Annotated in this window: 29 protein-coding genes; 28 read left to right on the top strand and 1 reads right to left on the bottom strand. The window is 32.2% G+C overall.

All coding sequences use genetic code 11. From position 1 onward, the window contains the following. The 4 genes from C9J37_RS23060 to C9J37_RS23075 form a co-directional block, all read left to right on the top strand. A partial coding sequence (locus C9J37_RS23060) for a zinc ribbon domain-containing protein (protein WP_153063513.1) occupies positions 1-187 on the top strand: 187 nt, incomplete at its 5' end. A 164-nt stretch (positions 188-351) separates the two neighbouring features. Then, the gene (locus C9J37_RS23065) at positions 352-1,080 is read left to right on the top strand and encodes an AAA family ATPase (RefSeq protein ID WP_107897274.1); all 729 of its coding nucleotides are present in this window, start codon (positions 352-354) and stop codon (positions 1,078-1,080) included. Continuing rightward, complete coding sequence (locus C9J37_RS23070) at positions 1,077-2,300, top strand: GNAT family N-acetyltransferase (RefSeq protein ID WP_107897275.1); 1,224 nt, start codon at positions 1,077-1,079, stop codon at positions 2,298-2,300. Before C9J37_RS23065 ends, C9J37_RS23070 begins: the two co-directional genes overlap by 4 nt. 103 nt (positions 2,301-2,403) lie before the next feature. After that, positions 2,404-2,718 (top strand): TIGR04104 family putative zinc finger protein, encoded by a 315-nt coding sequence (locus tag C9J37_RS23075; protein ID WP_167397413.1) that lies wholly within the window; start codon positions 2,404-2,406, stop codon positions 2,716-2,718. A 36-nt stretch (positions 2,719-2,754) separates the two neighbouring features. Here C9J37_RS23075 and pdxR read toward each other — a convergent pair whose 3' ends face one another. Then, positions 2,755-4,158: a MocR-like pyridoxine biosynthesis transcription factor PdxR gene (gene pdxR, locus C9J37_RS23080; RefSeq protein ID WP_107897277.1), complete on the bottom strand. Its 1,404-nt coding sequence runs from the start codon at positions 4,156-4,158 to the stop codon at positions 2,755-2,757. A 696-nt stretch (positions 4,159-4,854) separates the two neighbouring features. Between pdxR and C9J37_RS23085 the strand changes: the two genes are divergently transcribed. The 24 genes from C9J37_RS23085 to C9J37_RS23200 all read left to right on the top strand — a co-directional run bounded on the left by C9J37_RS23085 (position 4,855) and on the right by C9J37_RS23200 (position 21,595). Then, on the top strand, positions 4,855-5,418 hold the full coding sequence (locus C9J37_RS23085; RefSeq protein ID WP_107897278.1) for a hypothetical protein: 564 nt from the start codon (positions 4,855-4,857) through the stop codon (positions 5,416-5,418). A gap of 184 nt (positions 5,419-5,602) precedes the next feature. Further along, positions 5,603-6,136: a hypothetical protein gene (locus C9J37_RS23090; RefSeq protein WP_107897279.1), complete on the top strand. Its 534-nt coding sequence runs from the start codon at positions 5,603-5,605 to the stop codon at positions 6,134-6,136. A 104-nt stretch (positions 6,137-6,240) separates the two neighbouring features. Further along, complete coding sequence (locus tag C9J37_RS23095; protein ID WP_107897280.1) at positions 6,241-6,420, top strand: hypothetical protein; 180 nt, start codon at positions 6,241-6,243, stop codon at positions 6,418-6,420. Further along, positions 6,420-6,668 carry a hypothetical protein gene (locus C9J37_RS23100; protein ID WP_107897281.1) on the top strand — a complete coding sequence of 83 codons (249 nt, stop codon included), beginning with the start codon at positions 6,420-6,422 and terminating at the stop codon, positions 6,666-6,668. The genes C9J37_RS23095 and C9J37_RS23100 overlap by 1 nt, the downstream gene beginning before the upstream one ends. Before the next feature lie 43 nt (positions 6,669-6,711). Beyond that, entirely contained in the window at positions 6,712-7,161 is a 450-nt protein-coding gene (locus C9J37_RS23105; RefSeq protein ID WP_069508488.1) for an SMI1/KNR4 family protein, read from the top strand. 332 nt (positions 7,162-7,493) lie between these two features. Beyond that, positions 7,494-7,883, top strand: a complete 390-nt coding sequence (locus C9J37_RS23110) for a pilus assembly protein PilB (RefSeq protein WP_107897282.1) — start codon at positions 7,494-7,496, stop codon at positions 7,881-7,883. 433 nt (positions 7,884-8,316) lie between these two features. Further along, positions 8,317-8,517, top strand: a complete 201-nt coding sequence (locus C9J37_RS23115) for a hypothetical protein (RefSeq protein ID WP_107897283.1) — start codon at positions 8,317-8,319, stop codon at positions 8,515-8,517. Positions 8,518-8,642: 125 nt separating this feature from the next. Beyond that, positions 8,643-9,077: an SMI1/KNR4 family protein gene (locus C9J37_RS23120; RefSeq protein ID WP_107897284.1), complete on the top strand. Its 435-nt coding sequence runs from the start codon at positions 8,643-8,645 to the stop codon at positions 9,075-9,077. 271 nt (positions 9,078-9,348) lie between these two features. After that, positions 9,349-9,891: an imm11 family protein gene (locus C9J37_RS23125; RefSeq protein ID WP_107897285.1), complete on the top strand. Its 543-nt coding sequence runs from the start codon at positions 9,349-9,351 to the stop codon at positions 9,889-9,891. 339 nt (positions 9,892-10,230) lie between these two features. Continuing rightward, positions 10,231-11,097 (top strand): hypothetical protein, encoded by an 867-nt coding sequence (locus tag C9J37_RS23130; RefSeq protein ID WP_107897286.1) that lies wholly within the window; start codon positions 10,231-10,233, stop codon positions 11,095-11,097. An 85-nt stretch (positions 11,098-11,182) separates the two neighbouring features. Continuing rightward, entirely contained in the window at positions 11,183-11,620 is a 438-nt protein-coding gene (locus C9J37_RS23135) for an SMI1/KNR4 family protein (RefSeq protein WP_107897287.1), read from the top strand. A gap of 71 nt (positions 11,621-11,691) precedes the next feature. Beyond that, the gene (locus C9J37_RS23140; RefSeq protein ID WP_167397414.1) at positions 11,692-12,816 is read left to right on the top strand and encodes an ankyrin repeat domain-containing protein; all 1,125 of its coding nucleotides are present in this window, start codon (positions 11,692-11,694) and stop codon (positions 12,814-12,816) included. 156 nt (positions 12,817-12,972) lie between these two features. Next, positions 12,973-13,482 carry an SMI1/KNR4 family protein gene (locus C9J37_RS23145; protein ID WP_107897289.1) on the top strand — a complete coding sequence of 170 codons (510 nt, stop codon included), beginning with the start codon at positions 12,973-12,975 and terminating at the stop codon, positions 13,480-13,482. 216 nt (positions 13,483-13,698) lie between these two features. Further along, positions 13,699-14,157 (top strand): Imm44 family immunity protein, encoded by a 459-nt coding sequence (locus C9J37_RS23150; protein ID WP_107897290.1) that lies wholly within the window; start codon positions 13,699-13,701, stop codon positions 14,155-14,157. A 473-nt stretch (positions 14,158-14,630) separates the two neighbouring features. After that, the gene (locus tag C9J37_RS23155; protein WP_107897291.1) at positions 14,631-15,110 is read left to right on the top strand and encodes a hypothetical protein; all 480 of its coding nucleotides are present in this window, start codon (positions 14,631-14,633) and stop codon (positions 15,108-15,110) included. 108 nt (positions 15,111-15,218) lie between these two features. Then, a complete protein-coding gene (locus C9J37_RS23160) occupies positions 15,219-15,806 on the top strand; it encodes a hypothetical protein (protein ID WP_137067893.1) in 588 nt (195 codons plus the stop codon). Between the two features lie 29 nt (positions 15,807-15,835). After that, positions 15,836-16,294 (top strand): SMI1/KNR4 family protein, encoded by a 459-nt coding sequence (locus tag C9J37_RS23165; RefSeq protein WP_107897293.1) that lies wholly within the window; start codon positions 15,836-15,838, stop codon positions 16,292-16,294. Between the two features lie 120 nt (positions 16,295-16,414). Beyond that, on the top strand, positions 16,415-16,930 hold the full coding sequence (locus C9J37_RS23170) for an imm68 putative immunity domain-containing protein (protein WP_107897294.1): 516 nt from the start codon (positions 16,415-16,417) through the stop codon (positions 16,928-16,930). A 96-nt stretch (positions 16,931-17,026) separates the two neighbouring features. Continuing rightward, positions 17,027-17,563, top strand: coding sequence for a hypothetical protein (locus C9J37_RS23175; protein ID WP_107897295.1), 537 nt, complete (start codon positions 17,027-17,029; stop codon positions 17,561-17,563). Positions 17,564-17,773: 210 nt separating this feature from the next. Then, a complete protein-coding gene (locus C9J37_RS23180; protein ID WP_107897296.1) occupies positions 17,774-18,319 on the top strand; it encodes an imm11 family protein in 546 nt (181 codons plus the stop codon). Between the two features lie 354 nt (positions 18,320-18,673). Then, positions 18,674-19,075 carry an immunity 22 family protein gene (locus C9J37_RS23185; protein ID WP_107897297.1) on the top strand — a complete coding sequence of 134 codons (402 nt, stop codon included), beginning with the start codon at positions 18,674-18,676 and terminating at the stop codon, positions 19,073-19,075. Positions 19,076-19,270: 195 nt separating this feature from the next. Further along, positions 19,271-19,738 carry a hypothetical protein gene (locus C9J37_RS23190; protein WP_107897298.1) on the top strand — a complete coding sequence of 156 codons (468 nt, stop codon included), beginning with the start codon at positions 19,271-19,273 and terminating at the stop codon, positions 19,736-19,738. A gap of 444 nt (positions 19,739-20,182) precedes the next feature. After that, positions 20,183-21,307, top strand: a complete 1,125-nt coding sequence (locus C9J37_RS23195) for an ankyrin repeat domain-containing protein (protein ID WP_107897299.1) — start codon at positions 20,183-20,185, stop codon at positions 21,305-21,307. Between the two features lie 3 nt (positions 21,308-21,310). Beyond that, entirely contained in the window at positions 21,311-21,595 is a 285-nt protein-coding gene (locus C9J37_RS23200) for a hypothetical protein (protein ID WP_107897300.1), read from the top strand. Positions 21,596-21,720 lie beyond the last annotated feature (125 nt).

Below are 21,720 nucleotides of genomic sequence, written 5' to 3' on the forward strand. Positions count from 1 at the left end.
ATACGGCATTGAATTCGTTCAAGTAGGTCGTTTTTATCCATCTTCTAAAACATGTTCATGTTGTGGCACGATCAAGAAAGACTTAAAACTTTCGGATAGAGTATATAAATGTGAATGTGGTTTAGAAGTAGATAGGGATTTAAATGCAACTATAAACTTAGTTAATTATGGAAAATTGATAGTATAGTCACAGACAAGACAGCTATTAATATGTAGGATTCGTTGTATCCGAATTGACGCTTGTGGAGTGTTATAGCAACCGAAAGTAGCTTAGGCAAAATCGAACACGCAGAAGCAAGAATGAAACAAGATTTATAGATTTTTATAAATTTTTGGCAACGGGAAATAAGGATGTATTTAAAAGCATGCAAAGTTTTACAGGACAACATAGAGGAAAAACACCTATATCCTTTTAATATACCTAGTTTGCAGGATTTACAAGAGTTAGCGTTTCCAACGAATGTGACGTTTTTCGTTGGGGAAAATGGCTCTGGAAAATCGACGTTACTGGAAGCTATTGCGGATTGCTGTGAATTTAATACAGCAGGTGGGGGACGTCAAAATACCTATGAAGTACATAAGGCGGAATCGGCATTAGGAGATTATATTCGCTTATCTTGGTGGCCTAAAGTGACGAACGGCTTTTTTCTAAGATCGGAGACGTTTTATCAATTTGCAAGTCATATTGATTTGTTAGAACATCCGAATAAGTATGCTGCATTTGGTGGCAAATCTCTACACCACCAATCACATGGCGAGTCCTTTTTATCGCTATTTATGAACCGTTTTAAAGGCAAGGCGATTTATTTATTGGACGAGCCTGAAGCGGCTTTATCACCTACGAGACAACTTAGTCTTCTTAAAATCATGAAAGATTTAGAGCATGAAGCTCAGTTTATTATTGCTACCCATTCGCCCATTTTACTTGGTTATCCGAATGCGACCATTTACAGTTTTGATGATGGGGGAATTGAATCGATTCGATACGAAAACACTATACATTATATTGTAACGAAGCGATTTTTAAATGCACCAGACACTATTTTTGCAGAGCTATTTGATGAGGAGAGAGAATCATGAATCAACGAAAAGGTTTAGTAATGCGAGAAATAAAACTTGATGAGATGGCACAGTCAATTGATTTACTAAATTATGTATTTCAAATGTCTATGTCCATTCATAAGGATCGTCGTTTCGTCAATGCCAAAAGTAAACAGTTCGATGAAGGGCATGCGTTTGGCTGGTTTGACGGCTCTCAACTTGTATCACAAATATTAAATTTACCTTTTCAAGTAAATGTACATGGGAAATTTTATGAAATGGGTGGTATTACGGCTGTTGGTACCTATCCAGAATATTCTAGACACGGCTTGATGGAAAGTCTTATTTTGAAATGCCTTGAACAAATGCGAGAGGAAGGTCGATATATTTCTTATTTATTTCCTTATTCCATTCCATATTATCGCAAAAAGGGTTGGGAAATTATGAGCGATATTGTGGAGTTTCAAGTAAAAGATACGCAACTCCCTCATTATGGTGGACTAAACGGTAAAATTCGCCGAGTCGATCCAAAAGATGAGGATGTAGTCGCTATTTATGCACGCTATGCCAAAAAAACACATGGCGTTATGGTGCGTAATAGTATTGCGTGGAATGAAAAATTTCAAGAAGACTTTTGGGAAGAAAAGTTTATAGACAGTGATGTCAAACTGCAAGCAGCAATCTATTACGATGAGGACGATGTGCCGCAGGGTTATATGTTCTACCGTATAATGGAAGAAAATTTCTATATTGATGAGATTGTTTATATGCAGGAAGAAGCTCGTAAAGGGTTATGGAATTTTGTCTCTGCCCATAGCTCAATGGTCTACAATGTGTATGGGAAAACAACGGGCAATGAAGCAGTCGCTTTTTTACTAGAGGATAGTGAAATTATTCAAAAGGTTTCTCCTTACTTTATGGCACGTATTGTGGACGTAAAGGAATTTTTAATGCGATATCCGTTTATAGGAAGTGACTTCCAACTGCGCTTTGCGGTAACTGACCGTATTGTCGCTTGGAATAATGGTACCTTTGTTGTCACAGTGCAAAACGGCGAAGTATCTGTTGAGAAGGTGAGCGAACAATTATCCGAAAATGCTATACAACTAACCGTACAGACGTTAGCTACGATGCTATTGGGCTATAAACGACCTAGCTATTTAGAAAAAATCGAGCGCTTACAAGGTGATGCAATTGAATTGGCCCTTTTAGAAGCTGTTCTACCTGTAGGTATCCCGACATTTATAGATTATTTTTAAAAGAATTTGTGCAGGGAAAACCTGTGCAATTCTTTTTTGCTTTAATGGAGTGCTTCTTTGTGAAAGAATATGGCATAATTAGTGAATGGAGGGGATGCACTGTATGCCAAAATGTATTGAATGTAAGGAGAAATGGACTTGGAAGCAATCGATGCGTTCGATTGTAACATTTTCACGATTTATCAGTTGCCCTTATTGCGCAAAAAAACAAATGCTCACTTCAATGACTCGTATTTCTATTTTACTTTTGGTCTTTGTACCTTATATTACAATGCCCTATGTTATTGATGATGAAGTGAAAAGTTCGGCTGTGGCAATAGGAATTGCTATTTATTTATTGACATTACTGATGATGATGCCGTTGTTAATGGATTTACGGGAAATACCAAAGCATTTGCAAAAATACGCTCAAAAATGATACATAGTAAAAACGCGGGTTTTTGAAAGCCCGCGTTTAATGTTGTTTGGAACGTAGCAACGGCCATGCTTGTGATAATAATTGAACGCCTTGTTTGATATCCTCGATTGACAACATACTAAATCCTAACTGTAATATTGGTTCAGTGTTTGTCTGTTGCACATAATACGGGCTAGTTGGGTACACTTTTACACCGCAATGCTCAGCAGCTTGGAGTAGCTGTTCTTCGGTTTGCTGCACATGCAACTTAATCAATACATAAAGACCTGAATGCTCCCCCAATATCGTCATACTGTGCCCGAAGTGCTTTTTAAGTTCTTCTACAAGACAGTTCATTTTTTGTTTATAAATAATACGCATTCTTTTAATATGACGTGTCCACTCACCCTTTTCCATAAATGCCGCCATCGTTAATTGATGGAGAGAAGAGGCATTATGTTCAAATTGATCAAATTGTTCTTTGTAACGATGGATAAGTGACTTAGGCAGTACCATATAGCTTAATCGAATACCTGGTAAAAAAGATTTTGAAAAAGTTCCCATATAAATAACGCGCGAATGATCGATAGAGGCAAGTGCCGGAAATGGCTGCTGCGTATAACGAAATTCACTGTCATAATCGTCTTCGATAATGTAACCATGTACTCTCTTTGCCCATTGAATCATCAATTGGCGTTGTTGAATAGACATCGAAACACCGTAAGGGAAATGGTGGGAGGGGGTTACATATAAAAGCCGTGATTGCATGTGTGTTAATAGCTGAAGTTCAGCGCCATGCGCCAAAACAGGTAGTGCTTCCAGTTCAAAACCGTTTAATGTAAATGATTGACGTGCACCGACATAGCCAGGGTTTTCAACAATTACACTTGCAAAATCCTGCTTCAAAATAAAACCGAGGTACAATAATAGTTGCTGTGTACTGCTACCAACAATAATATCATCCGCTTCGCATTTCACCCCACGTGCTTGGAGTAAGTAATGAACAAGCTGCTCTCTTAATAAAGGCTCCCCAAAAGGATCGCCATAGACAAAACTATCTGCTAACTGGAGTGCTCGATTGGCCAATTGTCGCCAAGTCTTTAGCGGAAAATGTGATTGATCGACAGCACCAGCCCGAAAATCAATTTTTATAGCTGGCAACACCTGCTGCATTTTTTCTTTACTTCCTGTTTGTTCTTCTCCCTGTAAAAACACTTGTTCCAATACATTAACGAAATAGCCTTTACGACCTTCACCACGTATGTATCCTTCCGCTACCAACTGCTCATAAGCAGTCAATGTTGTATTACGACTGACCTGTAACGTCTGTGCCAATCGTCGAATAGAAGGAAGGCAATCATTCGACTTTAAGATTCCTTGCTCAATTAAAGTCTTTAATTGCTGATAAATCTGCTTATACTTCGCCTCATTATTGTGAATAGGAAATATAAAATCGTCCATATCAAAACCTCCATGACATTTTAAAAAATACAAAAACCTCACTTTTTATATGTCAGTTACTTATTTATTAGCGTACAGGAATCTTTGTAGAAAGGAAATGCCAATATACATATGATATATTCTAGTTTGTAATTTCAAATAATGTTAAAATAATAGAAAATTTTCCAAATTAAATAAAGAGACCACCTAACCATGTAGGTAGTAAATCTGACGTTATCAAAGGCTGATGGAAAAAGCATGAATTGTATTGTTAATCCAAATAATTAGTACACTTTAGGAGGGATTTAGATTGGTAAAGCAATCTCTATAAAAAAATTCAAAGTAAAGTGAAGAAATGGAGCAAAGGATTTGCGGAAAAAGAACCCTCTTATATGTATGAACAAAGTTATAGGATTATAGAAAATGTTTTTGGCAGGTTCTAAAGATAAAAAAGGTTATATTACTTTAGGTAATTCATACAATGTCCTTTCCACATGGTATTGTGCTAATTTTTTAAAACGCTATTTGAACAAGCAGGGGGATTATTCTTTTGCTCTTAAACAATGCATGCTATGGTGAACAATAGATCCTCTATGATATGCAGCAGTTCAACAACTAAGGCGTATCAAGCGTTTTAGAAAAGCTTTAAAAAATGGAACTACTCCAGGTTGCTTATAGATTTGTTCTATTTTAGATTAAGTAAAAGAGGAGTTTATCATGGAAATAAGAAAAAGGCTTAGTAGCCAGCTAGAAGAACATAATATATATGAAATAGTTTATCATTTTATTGAGGAGCCTATTGCATTTGAAAACAGTGTGTACAATGGATCCTATGATAAATTAAAAAGGTATTGTGATAACATATCTGGGGATGAGAAGTTTGATGTGATTTTATCATATTATATAGGTATTCGAAATGGTCAAGAAGTTGAATTGAAGTTATACTTTTCAGAAAGAAAGCGATATTTACATGCGATTGAATTCTATGAAGATTCTCCGACTCTATTTAATTTTGAAAAATACATAGAATCCAAAAATACTTTAGTATATGTTTGTAAAAATGATGAAAAGGATTGGGAATATGGAGTAATTCTTCTTGAGAGAAACAAAATTTTAGAATTTAGAGTAAATGAATATTCTGGAAAATATGAAATATTTCAAATTGAAGCACCTTATGTTGGTCAAGATAAAGTACAACGTTCATTGAATATGGTAAGAGGAATACAAAAAGCATATCAAGCAATCAGCCTTCAAGATTTGAAAACATCTGTTTACTGGTAATGATAAGTATAGCTATAAATAGTAATATTAGGAAAATCAACTCTTCTATTGCATTGACTGAGCTAAATTCGAAAAAACATTACAGCTATTCAAAATAATTACAAAATGGAGCATACGTAATTGAAAAGTGCTATACAAAATAGTTTTACTAAGAAAACTAATAAAATGGAAGGGAGGATTTTAATTGTTTGCTCAATGTATTCCTTTTGATGATAATGTGAGGGGTAGAATAGGTGGTAATCCTCCCAAATTGATTGAAGAACAAATACCTGATGATTACAGGTTTTATGCAACTCTAATTCATCCAGAAAAGGAGGATGTTATGCTTTCAATTATTATTCATAAGGATTTTGATACTTTATTGGAAAAAAATATATATCCTTCAATTGAAGTAAAGGTAATAGAGCATAACTACTCCGAAATTGGAAGCAATACGGATAAGAGCATTTTAGATTTAGGTATGAACTCCATAAGCGATTATTCGCAAAAACAAGGGAATAATTTTTTGTTTATTAAAGTTTTAGGAGAACCACGTCTTATTCAACCAAAAAGTTATTATTATGAAGAGTTGGAAAATAATAATTATTCCTTTTTTCTACAAATAGAAGAGGAAGGCTATAGTGATAATATGGATTATGTGTTTATGTACGGTTCATTATATCTATATAAGCATAATGAAACAGGAGAGGTCATTGCTGGTTTCTGGCAATGCTCTTGAACAACCTTGCTATTAACGTGTAAAATGCGCACCTGCTGGTTACTTTATTCAAATCCGTTTGTGCATGACTTACTTACTTGATAATGCTGGAGGAGAGAAGTGTCGTGGAAAATAGCAATGGGCTTCATGATTTTGTTAACTATTTAGATGATGAAGATGTGTATTCTTCTTTAGAAAAATATTGGATGGATATTTTTTTTATGTGGTTGCATCAAGAGAATATTGAGGGAAGTGATTGGATATGTCCTTATTACAACACTACCTTCAGTAATGGAAAAAAATGATGGATGGAAATCCGATATTTTCGGCAAAATCAAAAAAAGAGAATAAAATAATAAAAATTATCCAAGAAAGCTCTAATATTGATGATGTATTTTCTTATTGGATTAATGAAAATAGCAGCCCGAACGAGTTAGTAATAGTATGTACATTGAACAATAATAACATTGAAAAGATAAAAAAAGTAATAATAAATTGGATTAAAGAAATATTCAAAGATACAAAACAGAAGTATTTAGAAGAAACAAACTAGATTCTATTTTTCCGATAAATAGAATTTTGGAGGTAAATAAAATATGAAAGATATGAATGAATTACAAAATAAATACCAGGCTTTATATGATTTTGATGGAGTTACTAAAGAGTCTTTAGATAAAATTGAACATGAACTCCAAATAAAGCTACCTAATGATTTTCGTGAAATATCTGGCTTTTACAGTGGAGGTATTGTTGGTGGAATAGATATCCATTCTTTTCAATTTTCTGAGCCAACTAATTTTATACGCGAAACTATAAGAATAAGAGAAGCTGTTGGTTTACCGAATAGATTCGTTGTTATTGCTGAACAAGCTGAAAGTATTATTGTTATGGATACTGAAAAAACACCATCAATCATTTGGCTAGATTCTGTAGAAATAAATAAATTAGAACAGCAAGACTTTATTTCCAAGCCAGATGTATGGGAGGATTTTTCTGACTTTTTTCATCAGATACTAGAAGATGAGGAAGAAGAACGTATATATTAAGGTGAAATAAAAGTGGGGGGTAGAACTTCTGGCAAAAAATACAGGTTGTACAGAAGACTTAGAGATTGCTGAAGATATTCATGACAGTCTTTTTTATAATATGAAAATACTAAGTCAGGAAAATATTGACGATTTTTATAAGCAATATTTATGCAAAAGATGGGATTAATATATGCATCGCAATATTAATAATATGGTTCGTGTTTACGGAATACTTTTTCGTTCAAATACATAGGGAGGGTCAGAAGCTTAAAATCTTCTCATCTTCCTGATAATTAAAAGAAGATATGTGTCTAGCGATGTTTTTCACAACAATGATATGAGGTAGCTACATGAAAAAAAATCACAACAGTACAATTAAGCTTCTGTTTTTGCCTTTGTTAGTGGCATTTGTTACTACCTTGGTTAGTCAAGTTGTCACGGGCAATTCAGAATCGGAATTACTCCACTTTACGATGTTTGAAAATCTCATGCTATTTGTTTTGATTTTTTTAGGTGTTTATTTATTTACGCTAATCATTACAGTACCTATTGATCTTTATTTATTGAGCAAAATCAACAGTAAAATACTATACTTTATTTTATTCAATATCATAGGTGTGGCGATAGTAGGGTGTATCAACCTTTGGGTGTTGAAAATTGATGGATTAACTTCTATGTTTTTGATTTTTCCACTGTTTGCGATTTTCTCATTGTTTGTAGAATTTAAGTTGAAAAAGTGATTCAATGAAAAAAGCATTACGTTTTGAACTTTAGGCTTGTTCAATAGCTTTGATTGACTTATTACCATTTTTTAATAAGCTTTTTTGCAAATTGTTTGTTATTTTCTGCGAATTTCCCTTTATAGATTGTTGGTTCTAACAATACTTTAGGAGGAAATATTTTATCGCAATCTATAACTCATCAATAGGCTCAGTAAAATCAATCACTATAACACCATTAGCAAACTTCAACTTCTTCAGCTCCAAGTGCAATTAAGTACCATAAGGTTGTTAAATTGAATCAAAATTTTCCTTATAGAGTGTTAGATGATTAACCAATCATTCCATTACGGCTTCCTATGCACATTATGAATACAATGCAACGGTTTCTTTCAGTAGCACAAAAGCATTTCTTGCAAGTGCAAACGAATGGGAAAATAGTGAAGTTAAACGAGTGGCAGAGGAAGGGAAAAAGGAGCTAGGTGAAGGAATGCAAATTTTCCTTGATAATAAGAACTACGCTTCTATTACTTTCCAAGTGAACTACTTAGCATTCAGAAACCTTGCGACAGGGAACACTGACTTTACTATTGCTCAAGGTAATATTATTCCTGCAAAAGTTCTTACAGCAAGTGGCGGTTCAATTCCGATATAAAAAAGAAAAGCATCCTTAGTAACTATGCATCTAATGAATAAAGGAATTTATATTAAGGAGAGGCAGTTGTCTATTAGTATTTTAGATATACCGGCTGTAAACATAAAGTGAGGGAGGTATTTAAGATGACTTATGATGAAGTGGAGGCTATTTTATCACAAGTGTTGGACAAAGAATGGGAGGTCTTTGATTCCCCTTCTACACGGGATTGGGAGGCACTAGAATATAAATTTAACTGTAAATTTAGTGACGACTTTAAGATATTTATTACATTAATGTCTAAATATGTGCTTCCGGGAATTTTAAATGTATCAACTGGAGAAAATAATGGCAATGATTTAATAGGATTTGTTTATGATTACGAGATTAAGAATGGTAATTGGGATGCAAATTTGATCCCATTCCTAGACGTAGGAAATGGAGATTATTTTTGTCTTAGTGCCAAAGAATGTCCGAAATCACCTGTATATTACTACTATAGTGACAATTTTGATGTGGAAGAATATAATAAAAACTTTGAAGAATGGATAAAAAAACTACCTCAATTTATTGATGTATAATATTGGAAAAATTGATAGAATAGTTTTCTATCAAGTTTTTTGTATAGAGGTTTGTAATTCAAAGAATGTTATTTTAATTAGTCCAGAGAAAAATTAGTAAAAAATATTGAGTTAATATAGCGCAACAAGAAATAAAAATATTACTGAACAAATAGAGATATTTAAAATATTATGGTAAAATAAGGATAAATATTTTGAACATATGTAAAGAAAACGCTAAATAACGCTTTCATTACATATGTTTTTTATTTACAAAAAAGGTGTGATGTTAATGAATATATATAGACTTGGAAATGACCATAATTTTAAAGATATAACTTTTTTAAATATGAAAGATGTTCGGTTTTTTTCAACTTTTAAGGGGCAAAAGATTACTCTGGATTGGACAGAAGAGATTTTTGGTATCTCTGAGGATAAACTTAATAGAGGAAAGGTATTAGATTTTGATTCACGTTGTTATGGAGCTACATTAATAGTAAAAAAGAAATTTGAAAAGTTATTTATTGAAGAATTCCCCAACATTATAGAAACCTTGCCAATAAAAATTAAAGGGATTTCAGAAGATTATGTATATATAAATGTAACTAACGTGGTGACGGCAATTAATTTTGAAGGTTTAGATTTGCAAGAATCTCTTGCAATGATGCAAAGTGAAAACATCAGATTTAATTTAGATAAAGTAGAAAATGAAACTTTATTTAGAGATGCTAAAGTTAGTTCAAATTATTATTGTACACAAAAGTTTGTAGATTTTATTAAGGAAACGAGAATTAACGGATTAAATTTCCGAAAGGTAGGGACAATGGAAGACTAAATGTAGAAAATGAATTTTTGGATTATTATAGAACTACAAATAAAGATGTTAAATAATGTCAAATCATAGACCGTTAAAAAATGATGTAGCAATATATCAAATATAAACGGTAGGATAGACTTTTTTATGAAACAATTAGAAAAATCAATATTAAAATTCATACAGGTGATGAGTGAATATCCAGAAGAAGAATCCCCCGTTGAAAAAAATGGAGGAGTACGTTATAGGAAATAATTGTTTTCCGTTTAGCAAATGGTAGAGGGGTATCTCCCCCTTAAACGTCAGCAACTATTAGAACCTATTTCGTAGATTTTATAAAACTACAGAGAGGTAAAAGGTATGAGAAGAGAGCTAATAATACTACCTAAAATGGGGATAAACGAAGTAAGGCTATCTATGACATCTTCAGACTTAAAATATGTCTTAGGTGAATTGGAAAAGAAACCTGTCAAAGGAAAAGAATTTTTTCAATTTCATGATGATTCTATATTTCATTTTGTAGAGGATGTTTTGGTAAGTATATCAGTAAACAATCCAGAGATTATTTTATTGAATGAACATAAAATAGATTTAATGAATGAATCAAAGCAATTTTTATTCAAAGAAAATCCGTATTTTGTGGATGGATGCTATATATTTCCACAATATAACATGACGATTTACGGTTTAGACTGTACTAATGATGGCATTCAAATAACAATTTATTTAGATAACCAAAAATATATTTATGAGAAAGGAATAAAATTAGGTACTCAATTCAGAAGTATTGAGAATCAGCTGAAAAACTTAAAATATGAAATTACTCCGTATCAATCTGTGGGATTATTGAAATTCGGTATGCAGCCGAGTGAAGTTGAAAATATATGGGGAATGCCTTTAAAAACAAGCAAGAATACTAAAAAAGGTATAACAACAGAAAACTGGAAGAATAGTCAAGCAATCTATAATGAAAAAGGACAGTTAATTCAAATAGCTTTAAATTGTAAAGAGGATGTTTTTATTGATAATAAATTGTTATCAAAAATCGGCTCTAAATTGGATAGTTTGAAAAATGAAGAGTACTTTATCAACAGAAACTATAAAATATTTTTCAAGTTTGGCATTGCATTAGACAATTTAGGAAACCTTTCTTCTAAAGATTTTGTTTATATTTTTTCAGAAGAAATGATTCCTTACTGGAAAGATTTTTATCGCCCTATAATCTAACGATGCTCATAAAGACTTGAAATCAACGCGGAATCAGAATTAAACCCAAAAGTGCCATGTAAGCAGTTACTAAGGAGTGAAAAGGATGTTTATGGAATGCTCTACTCAACTAACGATAAGTGATGTAAATGATGTTGAGACTATATTGGGATTTAAATTACCACAACAGCTTAAAGAACATTATTTACAATTTAATGGGGGTGTACCAGTCAAACCTTGTTATTACGCGCAAGAAGTTGATCTTGAAACGGAAATTGCAGAGTTTTCACCTATAAAACATAAAAATAGCTCAAAATTACTAGAAGAAAGGTACCTAGATTTAATAAATAGAGATGTACTCCCGAATAAATATCTCCCATTTGCAAATGATTGGGGTGGAAATTTATTTTGTATAGATTTAGAAAACGACAGTGTTGTTCTTATTTGGATGGACCTGGGTGAGGTTACAGAAAGAAGCATTAATTTTTTATCTAATAACTTTGTCACTTTTATAAATAACCTTGAAGCATCTGAGGTTGATTAATATATAAATAGGTAAAAAATGGAATGTTACATAAAAATCTATTCGAAGCGGCCAAGAAAGGAGTGTTTAACATGACAAAACTTGAACAAATATTTCAAGAAAACGAAGAGGTTTTTTATGAAATTTATACTGCAATTCGTGAGAACAATATTAACAAATTAGATAATTTATTGTCTAAAAACCCAGAGTTTATTCATGTTCCCGTTTATGGAGATGAGAAAAAAAATGAGAGTTTGTTACATTTTGCTGCTTTTCTTGAAAAAAGAAATATATGCATCTATTTAATTAAATCTGGGATTGATATTAATTTCGTAGACGGTTTTAATCATACACCATTAAAATTTTTCGCTTCTCATGGTGATTTAGAGTGTATAAAAGATTTTATATTAAAAGGTGCATGGGTAGATGGAGATTGCAGAGGAATTATTACACCATTAATCTCTGCGGTAATTGAGGGACATAGAGAAATTGTTAAGTATCTGCTGGACTGTGGAGCTGACATAAATAGATTACATCGTAGATTGAATCAAACACCATTAGACTTGGCCACCTCGTATGGACATCAAGACATATTTGAGTTATTGAAGACAAGAGGTGGATTATCGGCACAAGTTCAAATGGATTTAATGATTGAAAGAGGAGACGGTATTTTAGCACACATTGATAATAACGTAGGTTCAATACTATCTACAGTATTAAAAAAAGATACTCTGGATTTAAGAACAGCCTTAATAGAAAAAGACAAGAAATTTAAGTTACTATTTACTATTGGTGTGTTTGAATCCTTCCCAAGAATTGAATTGATGATGAGTGTCCCATATGATTGGCCAATAAATCTACAACTCGTTGAAGAAAAATGTGTTGAATCATTTCCAGTACAATTAATGTTTTTGTTGGGCCAATATAGGTTGGGTGGCAATGAACTTCATGAAGGGATGGTTATTGAAAAGACGGATACGAAATGGAATCATCTAGAATGGCCAGAAAGCATTGATGCATTTATTCTAACAGATTATCAATTTAATCCTCATTCTGAGCACGTTGTGGAAGTTAAGGAAGTTGATAATGAAGTTAGTTTGTTGCTACTGATTCCAGTTAAATATCCGAAAACTGGTTGCCCAAAGGGAAGTAAAATGGACGATTGGTTAAATAAACACCGTTCAGCAAAGTGGGGAAAAGTATCCTTAAAGGTATAAACTGAGAGAAGTTAATTATTTTTGGAAAACTCCTATCGAAGCCTTTGATAAACAAATACGAAGGAACAAGAGAGATTATTAGCTTTCAATGCTAACGGGGAGCTATTAAAGTAAACCAGCCAAGCGCAAATACTAAAGGTTAATTTAGGAGGGACTATGTCTTTTGAAAAGTTAAAATATATTTTACCTGAATCTATTTCAAGAAAAGTTCCATATAATGATTGTGAATGGAGGGAAGTGGAAAATAAATTAGGCATTGTATTGCCATCAGACTATAAAAAGTTAATCAATTTATATGGATCTTGTACTATCGGCGGCTTTATAATGATTTACTCTCCTTTTACAAAAAATGAGAATATAAATTTATTGAATCAACAAAAAATAAATAAAGAAGCCTATCTAACGTTAAAGGTGAATTTCCCAGAGGACTTTCCATATGAAGTATTCCCATCAAATGGCGGCGGATTATTGCCTTGGGGGCGAACAGAAAATGGAGATACATTGAATTGGATTGTGGATATTAATCAAAGGGACTGGGTTATAATGGTAGATGATAACTCAGGTAATTATTTTAAATATAAAGGCTCTATGATTGAATTTCTCTATGACATATTAAGTGAAAACATTATTTGTCCTATATTTCCCGATGACTTTCCTAATAAATAGTAAAAATCTTTACTCTCTTAATTGATTTAAAAGGTTTTTATGATTGGTAAGTTGAAATGGTGTGGGAAATATGCAGTCGGTCTAATAATTTAACATTGATAGCAGAACTTCAATTTATTTCGTCAAGTTTGCTGGAATAAAAGTTATGCATATAAACATAAAAATATAACCGTTAAGTTTATTACAAACACTAAATTTAAAGTAGAGGTTTATTATATGGTTTTTTCAATAGTTACAGATACCGCTGGTGCAAGAGTTGGTGAATTAGCTAGTGAATTAAGAAACGCATTGGAAACTAATATTAATTCAAAATATAGTAATGTCGATGTTTCGATTGGGATAGTCTTTAGATGCTTACCTGAATCATATGGAAGAAAGTCATTTATTAGATATACTAAAAAAGATAACTATCTGACTATTGATATTGCAGTTACGGTAGAAGAATATGAAAAAATGTATAAAGTAGAGCAAAGGTATAATTTAGGAAAACTATTTATAGAATTTTTAAACACTGCGTTAGAAAAATACACCTTTGAAGGGCTTGAAAAAGAAAGGTTCATAAGTGACATTAAAGTATGGGCTGGAGAAATCCCTTTGAAAATGGATAATGGTTCAACAAAATTGGGTAATTGGTTTAATGAAGAGATTGATTGGTCAGTGGATCTTAATAAATAAATAAGCAACAGTACTGAAAGAATGTAAATTTATTATGAGTAATATTTAGGAATAATAAATCTTTTTAAAAGTGTCCGATTTTTCAATGCCAAAACACATGTAGTGATTTCATTACATGTGTTTTTTGTTAGAAATATAACCTGCATGTGGTAAAACTTTTTACATGAGAAACAAAAGGGAATTTATACAATAATCATGTTTAGAAAGAGGGCAGCAGGTTACTTAAGTATTATTTTTTCAAAATTATGTTGAATAATAGAAGGGAAAATAATATGGTTAAAAGAAATAATGGGAATTTTTGTGTACTGAGGTTTAGTAATTACAACTTAATATGCTGTCCAGATACAACATCCTTAGGTTTTAAAAAAGCAAAAACTATTGGGGTATATATGCTCATCAAATAAGTCCATAAATCAAAAAGTGGATTCAAAAAAGTAATGCGCGTCCCAAAAAGTGAAGTGGGGTTGATTTTAATGTATGAAGAAATAGAAAAAATTATAGATTGCTTAAAAGAAGGATTAGAAGAAGATCCTTCAAGTATTGTTTTTGGAAAATTAAATGATGGGATCGGAGAAATGAATGAAACAAATACCTTGAAATTAGGCGTTTATTACAATTTATTACGTTTAACTAATGGAGCACGGTGTGGCGATATTGATTTGTGGAGTTACAGTGAATTAGAAAAAAATCAATTTGTTCTCTTAAATATACAGGATGACAAAGAATCGTGGTTATCCATTGGCCAGATTCTTTATGAACCATTAATAATGAACAGATTTAATGGAAATGTTTTTAAATATATCGTAGATGAAGATTCTATGGAATGTTTTGGAGAATTTAATTTCTTTTTAAAAAATTCCGTTTTGGGATCTGGTTATTGTAACATTATCCCGAATTCTGAAAATGATGATTGGTTTATGTTTTTAAAAAAGAAAGGAATAATTTCTGTCTAGGAGATTAAAGATGGAAATCGAGTAGCGGATTTTTAAGAACAACCTTCCCGCACCGTATTTGTAATAGAATACATAATGAAAATTTAATAGGAGTTGTAAGAAGTAGTAGTGAAAAAATTAAAATTGATGTTATATGCTCCGGGGTTAGTAATATTTGATCCACTAACATTAACAAACTATTTGGAGAAAAATAATATTTTTGAAAACGATTTGCTAAAATTTTTTAGTGAAAATGAAAAAATGGGTCGAGAGGTTATATCAAAAGGTTGCATTATTCCAATATACGAAATTCCTGAACTTGATGATTATTATCGATTAATAATTAACCCTGAAAAAGAAAATATTGCGATACCTAAAGAAAATTTAATTTTTACTTCAATACCTTATCCGCTACAAGTCACAAGCGGAAATGTCATTATATCAGATATCTCTGCGATAATTGATTGGGATAAAGACTATTACTTAAACTATGAAAATTTAAAAGATGAAAGCTATGACAATTGTGACAGTGTTCAGTTGTCAAAAAACAATTATTCAGTTAAAATAACGGGTTACTGTGGAAATAATTTGAAATCAAATACTGAGTTTGGATATATTTTCCATTTTAGGACTACTCAAATACTACCTCACTTTGATTTTACAAAGAGTATCGATGAGTATAATTTTGTCGTTGACCCAGAAAATCGAAGGACATAAAAATACTATAGAGCATAGGGGGAGTATAAATGTTTTATTGTTGCTCATCTCAGTTAACACAAAAAGATTTAGAAGAAGTTGAGATCCTATTAAACCTTCAATTACCTTTAGAATTGAAGGAACATTACCTTCAATATAATGGTGGTGTACCTAATAACCCATGCTTTTTTGAAGAAAATTCAGGTCTGGAAACTAGGGTCCATGTTTTTCTTCCTTTAAAATTTAATAACAATTTAGGGTACACATTGGAAAAGGGATTTTTGGATTTTAAGTCCAAAAAGATTATTCCTGAAAAGTATCTTCCATTTGCAAATGACGCAGGAGGGAATGTTTTTTGTATAAACCTTGATTCAAAGGAAATTGTATTAGTTTATTTAGATTTAGGAGAAGTGACGAACAGATGTATTAAATTTTTAGCAAATAGTTTTACGGAATTCATCAATAATCTTGAGGAATGTTTGGATGACGAAGTAGAAGATGATTTCTGATATGAATAAAGTCCATTGTTTAATATATACGGACAAGCTAGGAGAGTATTAAATTTGTAAGAGAAGAAAAAGGTCATTTGAAGAACTACTTTGAATAACAAGACTTTGGAGGGAATCAAAATGGAAGCGAGGATGTACATTGAACGATGGTGGGGAGAATATATTGGCGGAACAGATGATACTTGCACTTTAATTGATTATTTGGTTAACAGAGAATTTGAGATAGAAATCCCCGTAGAGATAAACGTTAAAAATATGTTGCAAGACTTCCAACTGACTAATGCTCGGGAAATAAAAGACTTTCGCCAAACGAAGGATATTTACTTTAGTAACGATAACGGCCATCGTCAGGATATAGGTTGTGCAATCAATTTTTTAATGGATGTTACAGCTATTATTGTTGAATGTCAAAAAAACGAAAAGGTTCGCCTTGTGGATTTGGATGGAGGCAACTTGGACAAAAATGCTGTTATTTCTTTAAAAGTAGAAAAAGAAGATCTGGCACTGCTAAGGGGAATATTAGAGGATTTTGTTCATCACCCTTTACGTTATGATTTGGCTGAGTTTTGTTCTGAAGATGATATGAGAGAAATTGCAAAACACTGTAAGGAAATTATAGCAGAACTAAACATGTAAACAGCGGTTGAAGAAGCAAGGATAGGAATTTATGGAGGGCTATGAAAATAGCGCTGTGCGAACTAGTAGAATTATGATTTGAGGAGAGGCGTTACGATGAGTATTGGCTTGAAAGAGATATGGGATGGGGAAATCCCAGCGGATGAAATGGCTTTAGCGGAGCTATCTGATAAAATATGGGAGATTGGCGGACTGGACGCGATTCAAGAGAAGGTTTCGCCAGAGTTATTTCAACTTCACATTGCTATCAATACGATTGGCAACTGGCAGTCGGATGGTTGGGACGGTATCTTTGCGTATCAGTCGGAACTCGTACCGCATATTTCAGAAGTTTTGGCGAAATTTGGCTTGCAGCATTTGCAGCATGCTTTTGACGAAGTCTATGCAATTTTTCCAGATTTTATTACTTTTGAGGATAATTCACTTTATTGTGACATGATTAACTTCCTGCACAATATACGACATAAAGTAAGTGAAGATCGTTTGAATGCGTACACACAAGAAGAGCGTCAAGCCATGGTGAAGCAATATCAGGATAAGATTCATCAATTGGATAAAATGACGGGGCCTCTATGGGGATATGGCAGCCCAATGGATGGTTGGGCCATAATCTTTGATTATATAAAGGATTAGAATGGATGAAGGGGATCAATTTTTCTGTTATTGATCAACTTGCACCATTATTAAACTTCTCTATAAGCATGTAAAGTGCTAAAAGTCTGTTTGTCAAAGAGGGAATTACCAAAAGACCTGAAATTATTGAAATGTAGGCATAAGGTATTGACAATAAAAGTTAGTAAGGAATGATTTATTATTTAAAATTTGGTAAAGGGAGTTTTGGTAATGGATGTATATAGATTTGTACCTGATGATGATTTTAAAGATTTAACCTTTTTGAATATGGATGATGTTCGTCGATTTTCAACTTTTACTGGACAAAAGATTACTCTAGATTGGAATGAAGAGGTATTTGGTATTTCGGAAGATAAACTGAATAAAGGAAAATTGTTAGATTTTGATTCACGTTGTTATGGAGCTACATTTATAGTAAAAAAGAAATTTGCAAAGCTTTTTATTGATGAATTCTCTGAACTTATAGAAATCTTTCCGATTAAAATTAAAGGTATTTCAGAGGAGTATATTTATATAAATGTAATAAATGTTGTAACAGCAATTAATTTTGATGGTTTAGATATGCAAGAATCTCTTGCAATGTTGCGAGGTGAAAACATTAGATTTAATATAGAAAAAATAGAAAATGAAACTATATTTAGAGATACTAGAATTAATAACTTTTATTTCTGTACACAAAATTTTAAAGCTTTTATTGAAAAAAATAGCATTAATGGATTGCGTTTTATGAAAGTAGGGACAGGACTTAAACTGTAATAAATAGCATATTTTAAACATACCATTGTTTCTTATAATAGCTACTATAATGGTTCCCGTTAGTGAAAATATCTGATGTCCATATTCAAAAAAGCGAATTTTCCTATCTCACAGACAGAATTGATTAGTATTAATATTGCAAACTGCTTTTCGTTAAAATTTACAATAATAGTAAGGGATTCATCTAAGTTGTCCACTGTAAGACCTTCTTCCTCTGTTATAAAATCATCTATATGGTAATATTAGGAGGATTTCAACTATATGTAAAGAAGTGATGGGATTCTTACAAGGTGAATTCTTAAGGAAGCAAGATTTAAAAATATTATAACATATGTAAGGGAGTAGCAAATAATTATGGCGATTATGAGTAAGGTTCATGTTTGGATGGGAATAAGCAACGTAGATAACGGTACCTTTAATGAATATTTTGAAATAGACTATAGTAATCCAGACATGGATATTGATGATCCAAACTATAAGATTTGTGAATTTTGTAAGGATATTAATGAAAAATTTTATGATGAGGATTGGATTGGCGTCTATTGGGAAGATAAATTGACAGACGTGGATGAATTTATTGAAGAACTATCAGTAGACGATAAGACGATGGTTGAAATTAAAAACATCTGTATTCATAAAGGATTAAACAAAGTGAACACAATGTTTTATTATTACGATCCAGAAATAGTGGTTACTGATGTTAATAAGCTCTACAACGGTCTTCATTATATAGGACTATTCGATACAGACTTTTAATGTAGTATCCATAATGAAAAAGTAGTCAAAATATTGATAATAGGCGGCTTTTCTACTCAAATCTTGTATTCTGTGTTCAGAAGCATTTAAAAAAAGAAGCTGAGAAACTAAAGTTGAAGGGGATTTCTATTGTTTCATCAAATAAAGCAGTTGTGTATAAATCATAAAGAATAAATACCTAAGGAGGAAAGAATCATGCAAGAAAATTGGGTAGTTTACCAGGATAATCTTAAGGTACGTGAATTAAAAACAGAAGAGATGGATGAAATAAAACAACTATCTGTGTTAAGTAAGGAAAAATTAGCTCTAACAGATAGTGTTGATAATTTAAAGTCACTCGACACGATTAAATTAACGTTGTCTGATTATAGAGATAATGAAATAAAAGACGATGAAGTTGTCGAAATAGCATTTGAAATTGGTTCTTTATATGGAACTATTATAGAAAAAGAATATGGTTGGAAATGGATGCATGTAGAGAAAAATGATAATAAAGGCTATTGTGTAGTCTCTGAGGATAATAAGTTTTGTTGTCCAGTTCATAACTATATCTATACAATTTTAACTGATACTGATAAAAGTAACAATGTTAAGTTATTATTTAATATGCTGGAAGTAATTCATAAAGAGAAGGTCATTGAGTTATATAATTTTATTAGTTAAGAGATGAATGCGATACTATTAGTTTCTATAACTTTCAAAATATAGTAAACGTAATACGGTAACCTTGTAGCTGGATAGGAGAAATTAAAGAAGATCATCCAGTAGCACCATTAGACGACCTTGGGAAAGAACTATACGAACAATACTATCTATGCTTAAAGAAGCGTTAGAAATTTTTTTATATCCAATTTAGATAATTGGAGGAATTTTTACAACGGTTTTAGAGTAGTTAAACCTTTAAAAAGAGTCGTTGTTCTACTCTTTTCTTGCGTTGTAAATGGTTATATTTACATATAAATGATTATTTTGTTAATATAGGATGAAGGTGAAAAATCTTTATTGGGTGAAGAATGACAAGTAAGCTGGTGAGAAATAGAGAGATAGATAACTGAAGAAGCGCTTAAATTATTGGGGAGAAAACGCTGAGAGAGGAAAGTTTTTTAAATGGAAAATATAACAAAGATATTTAATGATAATGCTGATATTTTTTACAAGATTTATGATTCCATTCGCAATGACGATGTAAAATCACTTGATAATATTCTTATCAAATATCCCGAACTCCTTAATGTACCAGTATATGGAAATACCGAGCGAAATGAAAGTTTACTCCACTTTGCTGCATCACGTGAGAAGAAAAATACTTGTTTGTATTTGATTGATAAAGGTATTAGTGTAAATATTGTTGATTGTTGGTACTGTACACCACTCGAATATGCTGCAGGACAGGGTGACATAGAATGGGTAAAAAAACTTATGTCAATAAATGCATGGGTAGATGGAGATTGCAGAGGAATTATTACACCATTAATCTCTGCGGTAATTGAGGGACATAGAGAAATTGTTAAGTATCTGCTGGACTGTGGAGCTGACATAAATAGATTACATCGTAGATTGAATCAAACACCATTAGACTTGGCCACCTCGTATGGACATCAAGACATATTTGAGTTATTGAAGACAAGAGGTGGATTATCGGCACAAGTTCAAATGGATTTAATGATTGAAAGAGGAGACGGTATTTTAGCACACATTGATAATAACGTAGGTTCAATACTATCTACAGTATTAAAAAAAGATACTCTGGATTTAAGAACAGCCTTAATAGAAAAAGACAAGAAATTTAAGTTACTATTTACTATTGGTGTGTTTGAATCCTTCCCAAGAATTGAATTGATGATGAGTGTCCCATATGATTGGCCAATAAATCTACAACTCGTTGAAGAAAAATGTGTTGAATCATTTCCAGTACAATTAATGTTTTTGTTGGGCCAATATAGGTTGGGTGGCAATGAACTTCATGAAGGGATGGTTATTGAAAAGACGGATACGAAATGGAATCATCTAGAATGGCCAGAAAGCATTGATGCATTTATTCTAACAGATTATCAATTTAATCCTCATTCTGAGCACGTTGTGGAAGTTAAGGAAGTTGATAATGAAGTTAGTTTGTTGCTACTGATTCCTATTAAATATCCGAAAACTGGTTACCCAAAGGGAAGTAAAATGGACGATTGGTTAAATAAACACCGTTCAGCAAAGTGGGGAAAAGTATCCTTAAAGGTATAAACCGTGAGAAAAGGAAACGCTAATAAATATCTAAATAAATATAAAGAGTTTTACCTTACTTCAATAGAAATTGGTAGTTATTATATCCCACTACTTAAATATAAGGATGATTCGGCAGATACAACTTCTATTGAAAGAGCTAGAAGGATAGATTATTCGAGGAATTTGACAATTTTGTTCTATTCCATATCCCTGTTGCTGATTGGTGGATTTGGTATTCAAACAGGCGAAATCAATATATGGATTATGAAGAAAGTTATGACCTTGATTACGGCCTTTGTTTTGTAACACGAACCACATACATAATTGTGACAAGATATTTATCACTAAATCAGCCTTTTACCTCTTGTATAATTAATGAACATAGCTAACGGAAAGACATTTCTATATAAAATTGACGTTTGACAAATTAC

This window comes from Lysinibacillus mangiferihumi (assembly GCF_003049665.1).
In the GTDB taxonomy this organism is placed as follows: Bacteria; Bacillota; Bacilli; order Bacillales_A; family Planococcaceae; genus Lysinibacillus; species Lysinibacillus mangiferihumi.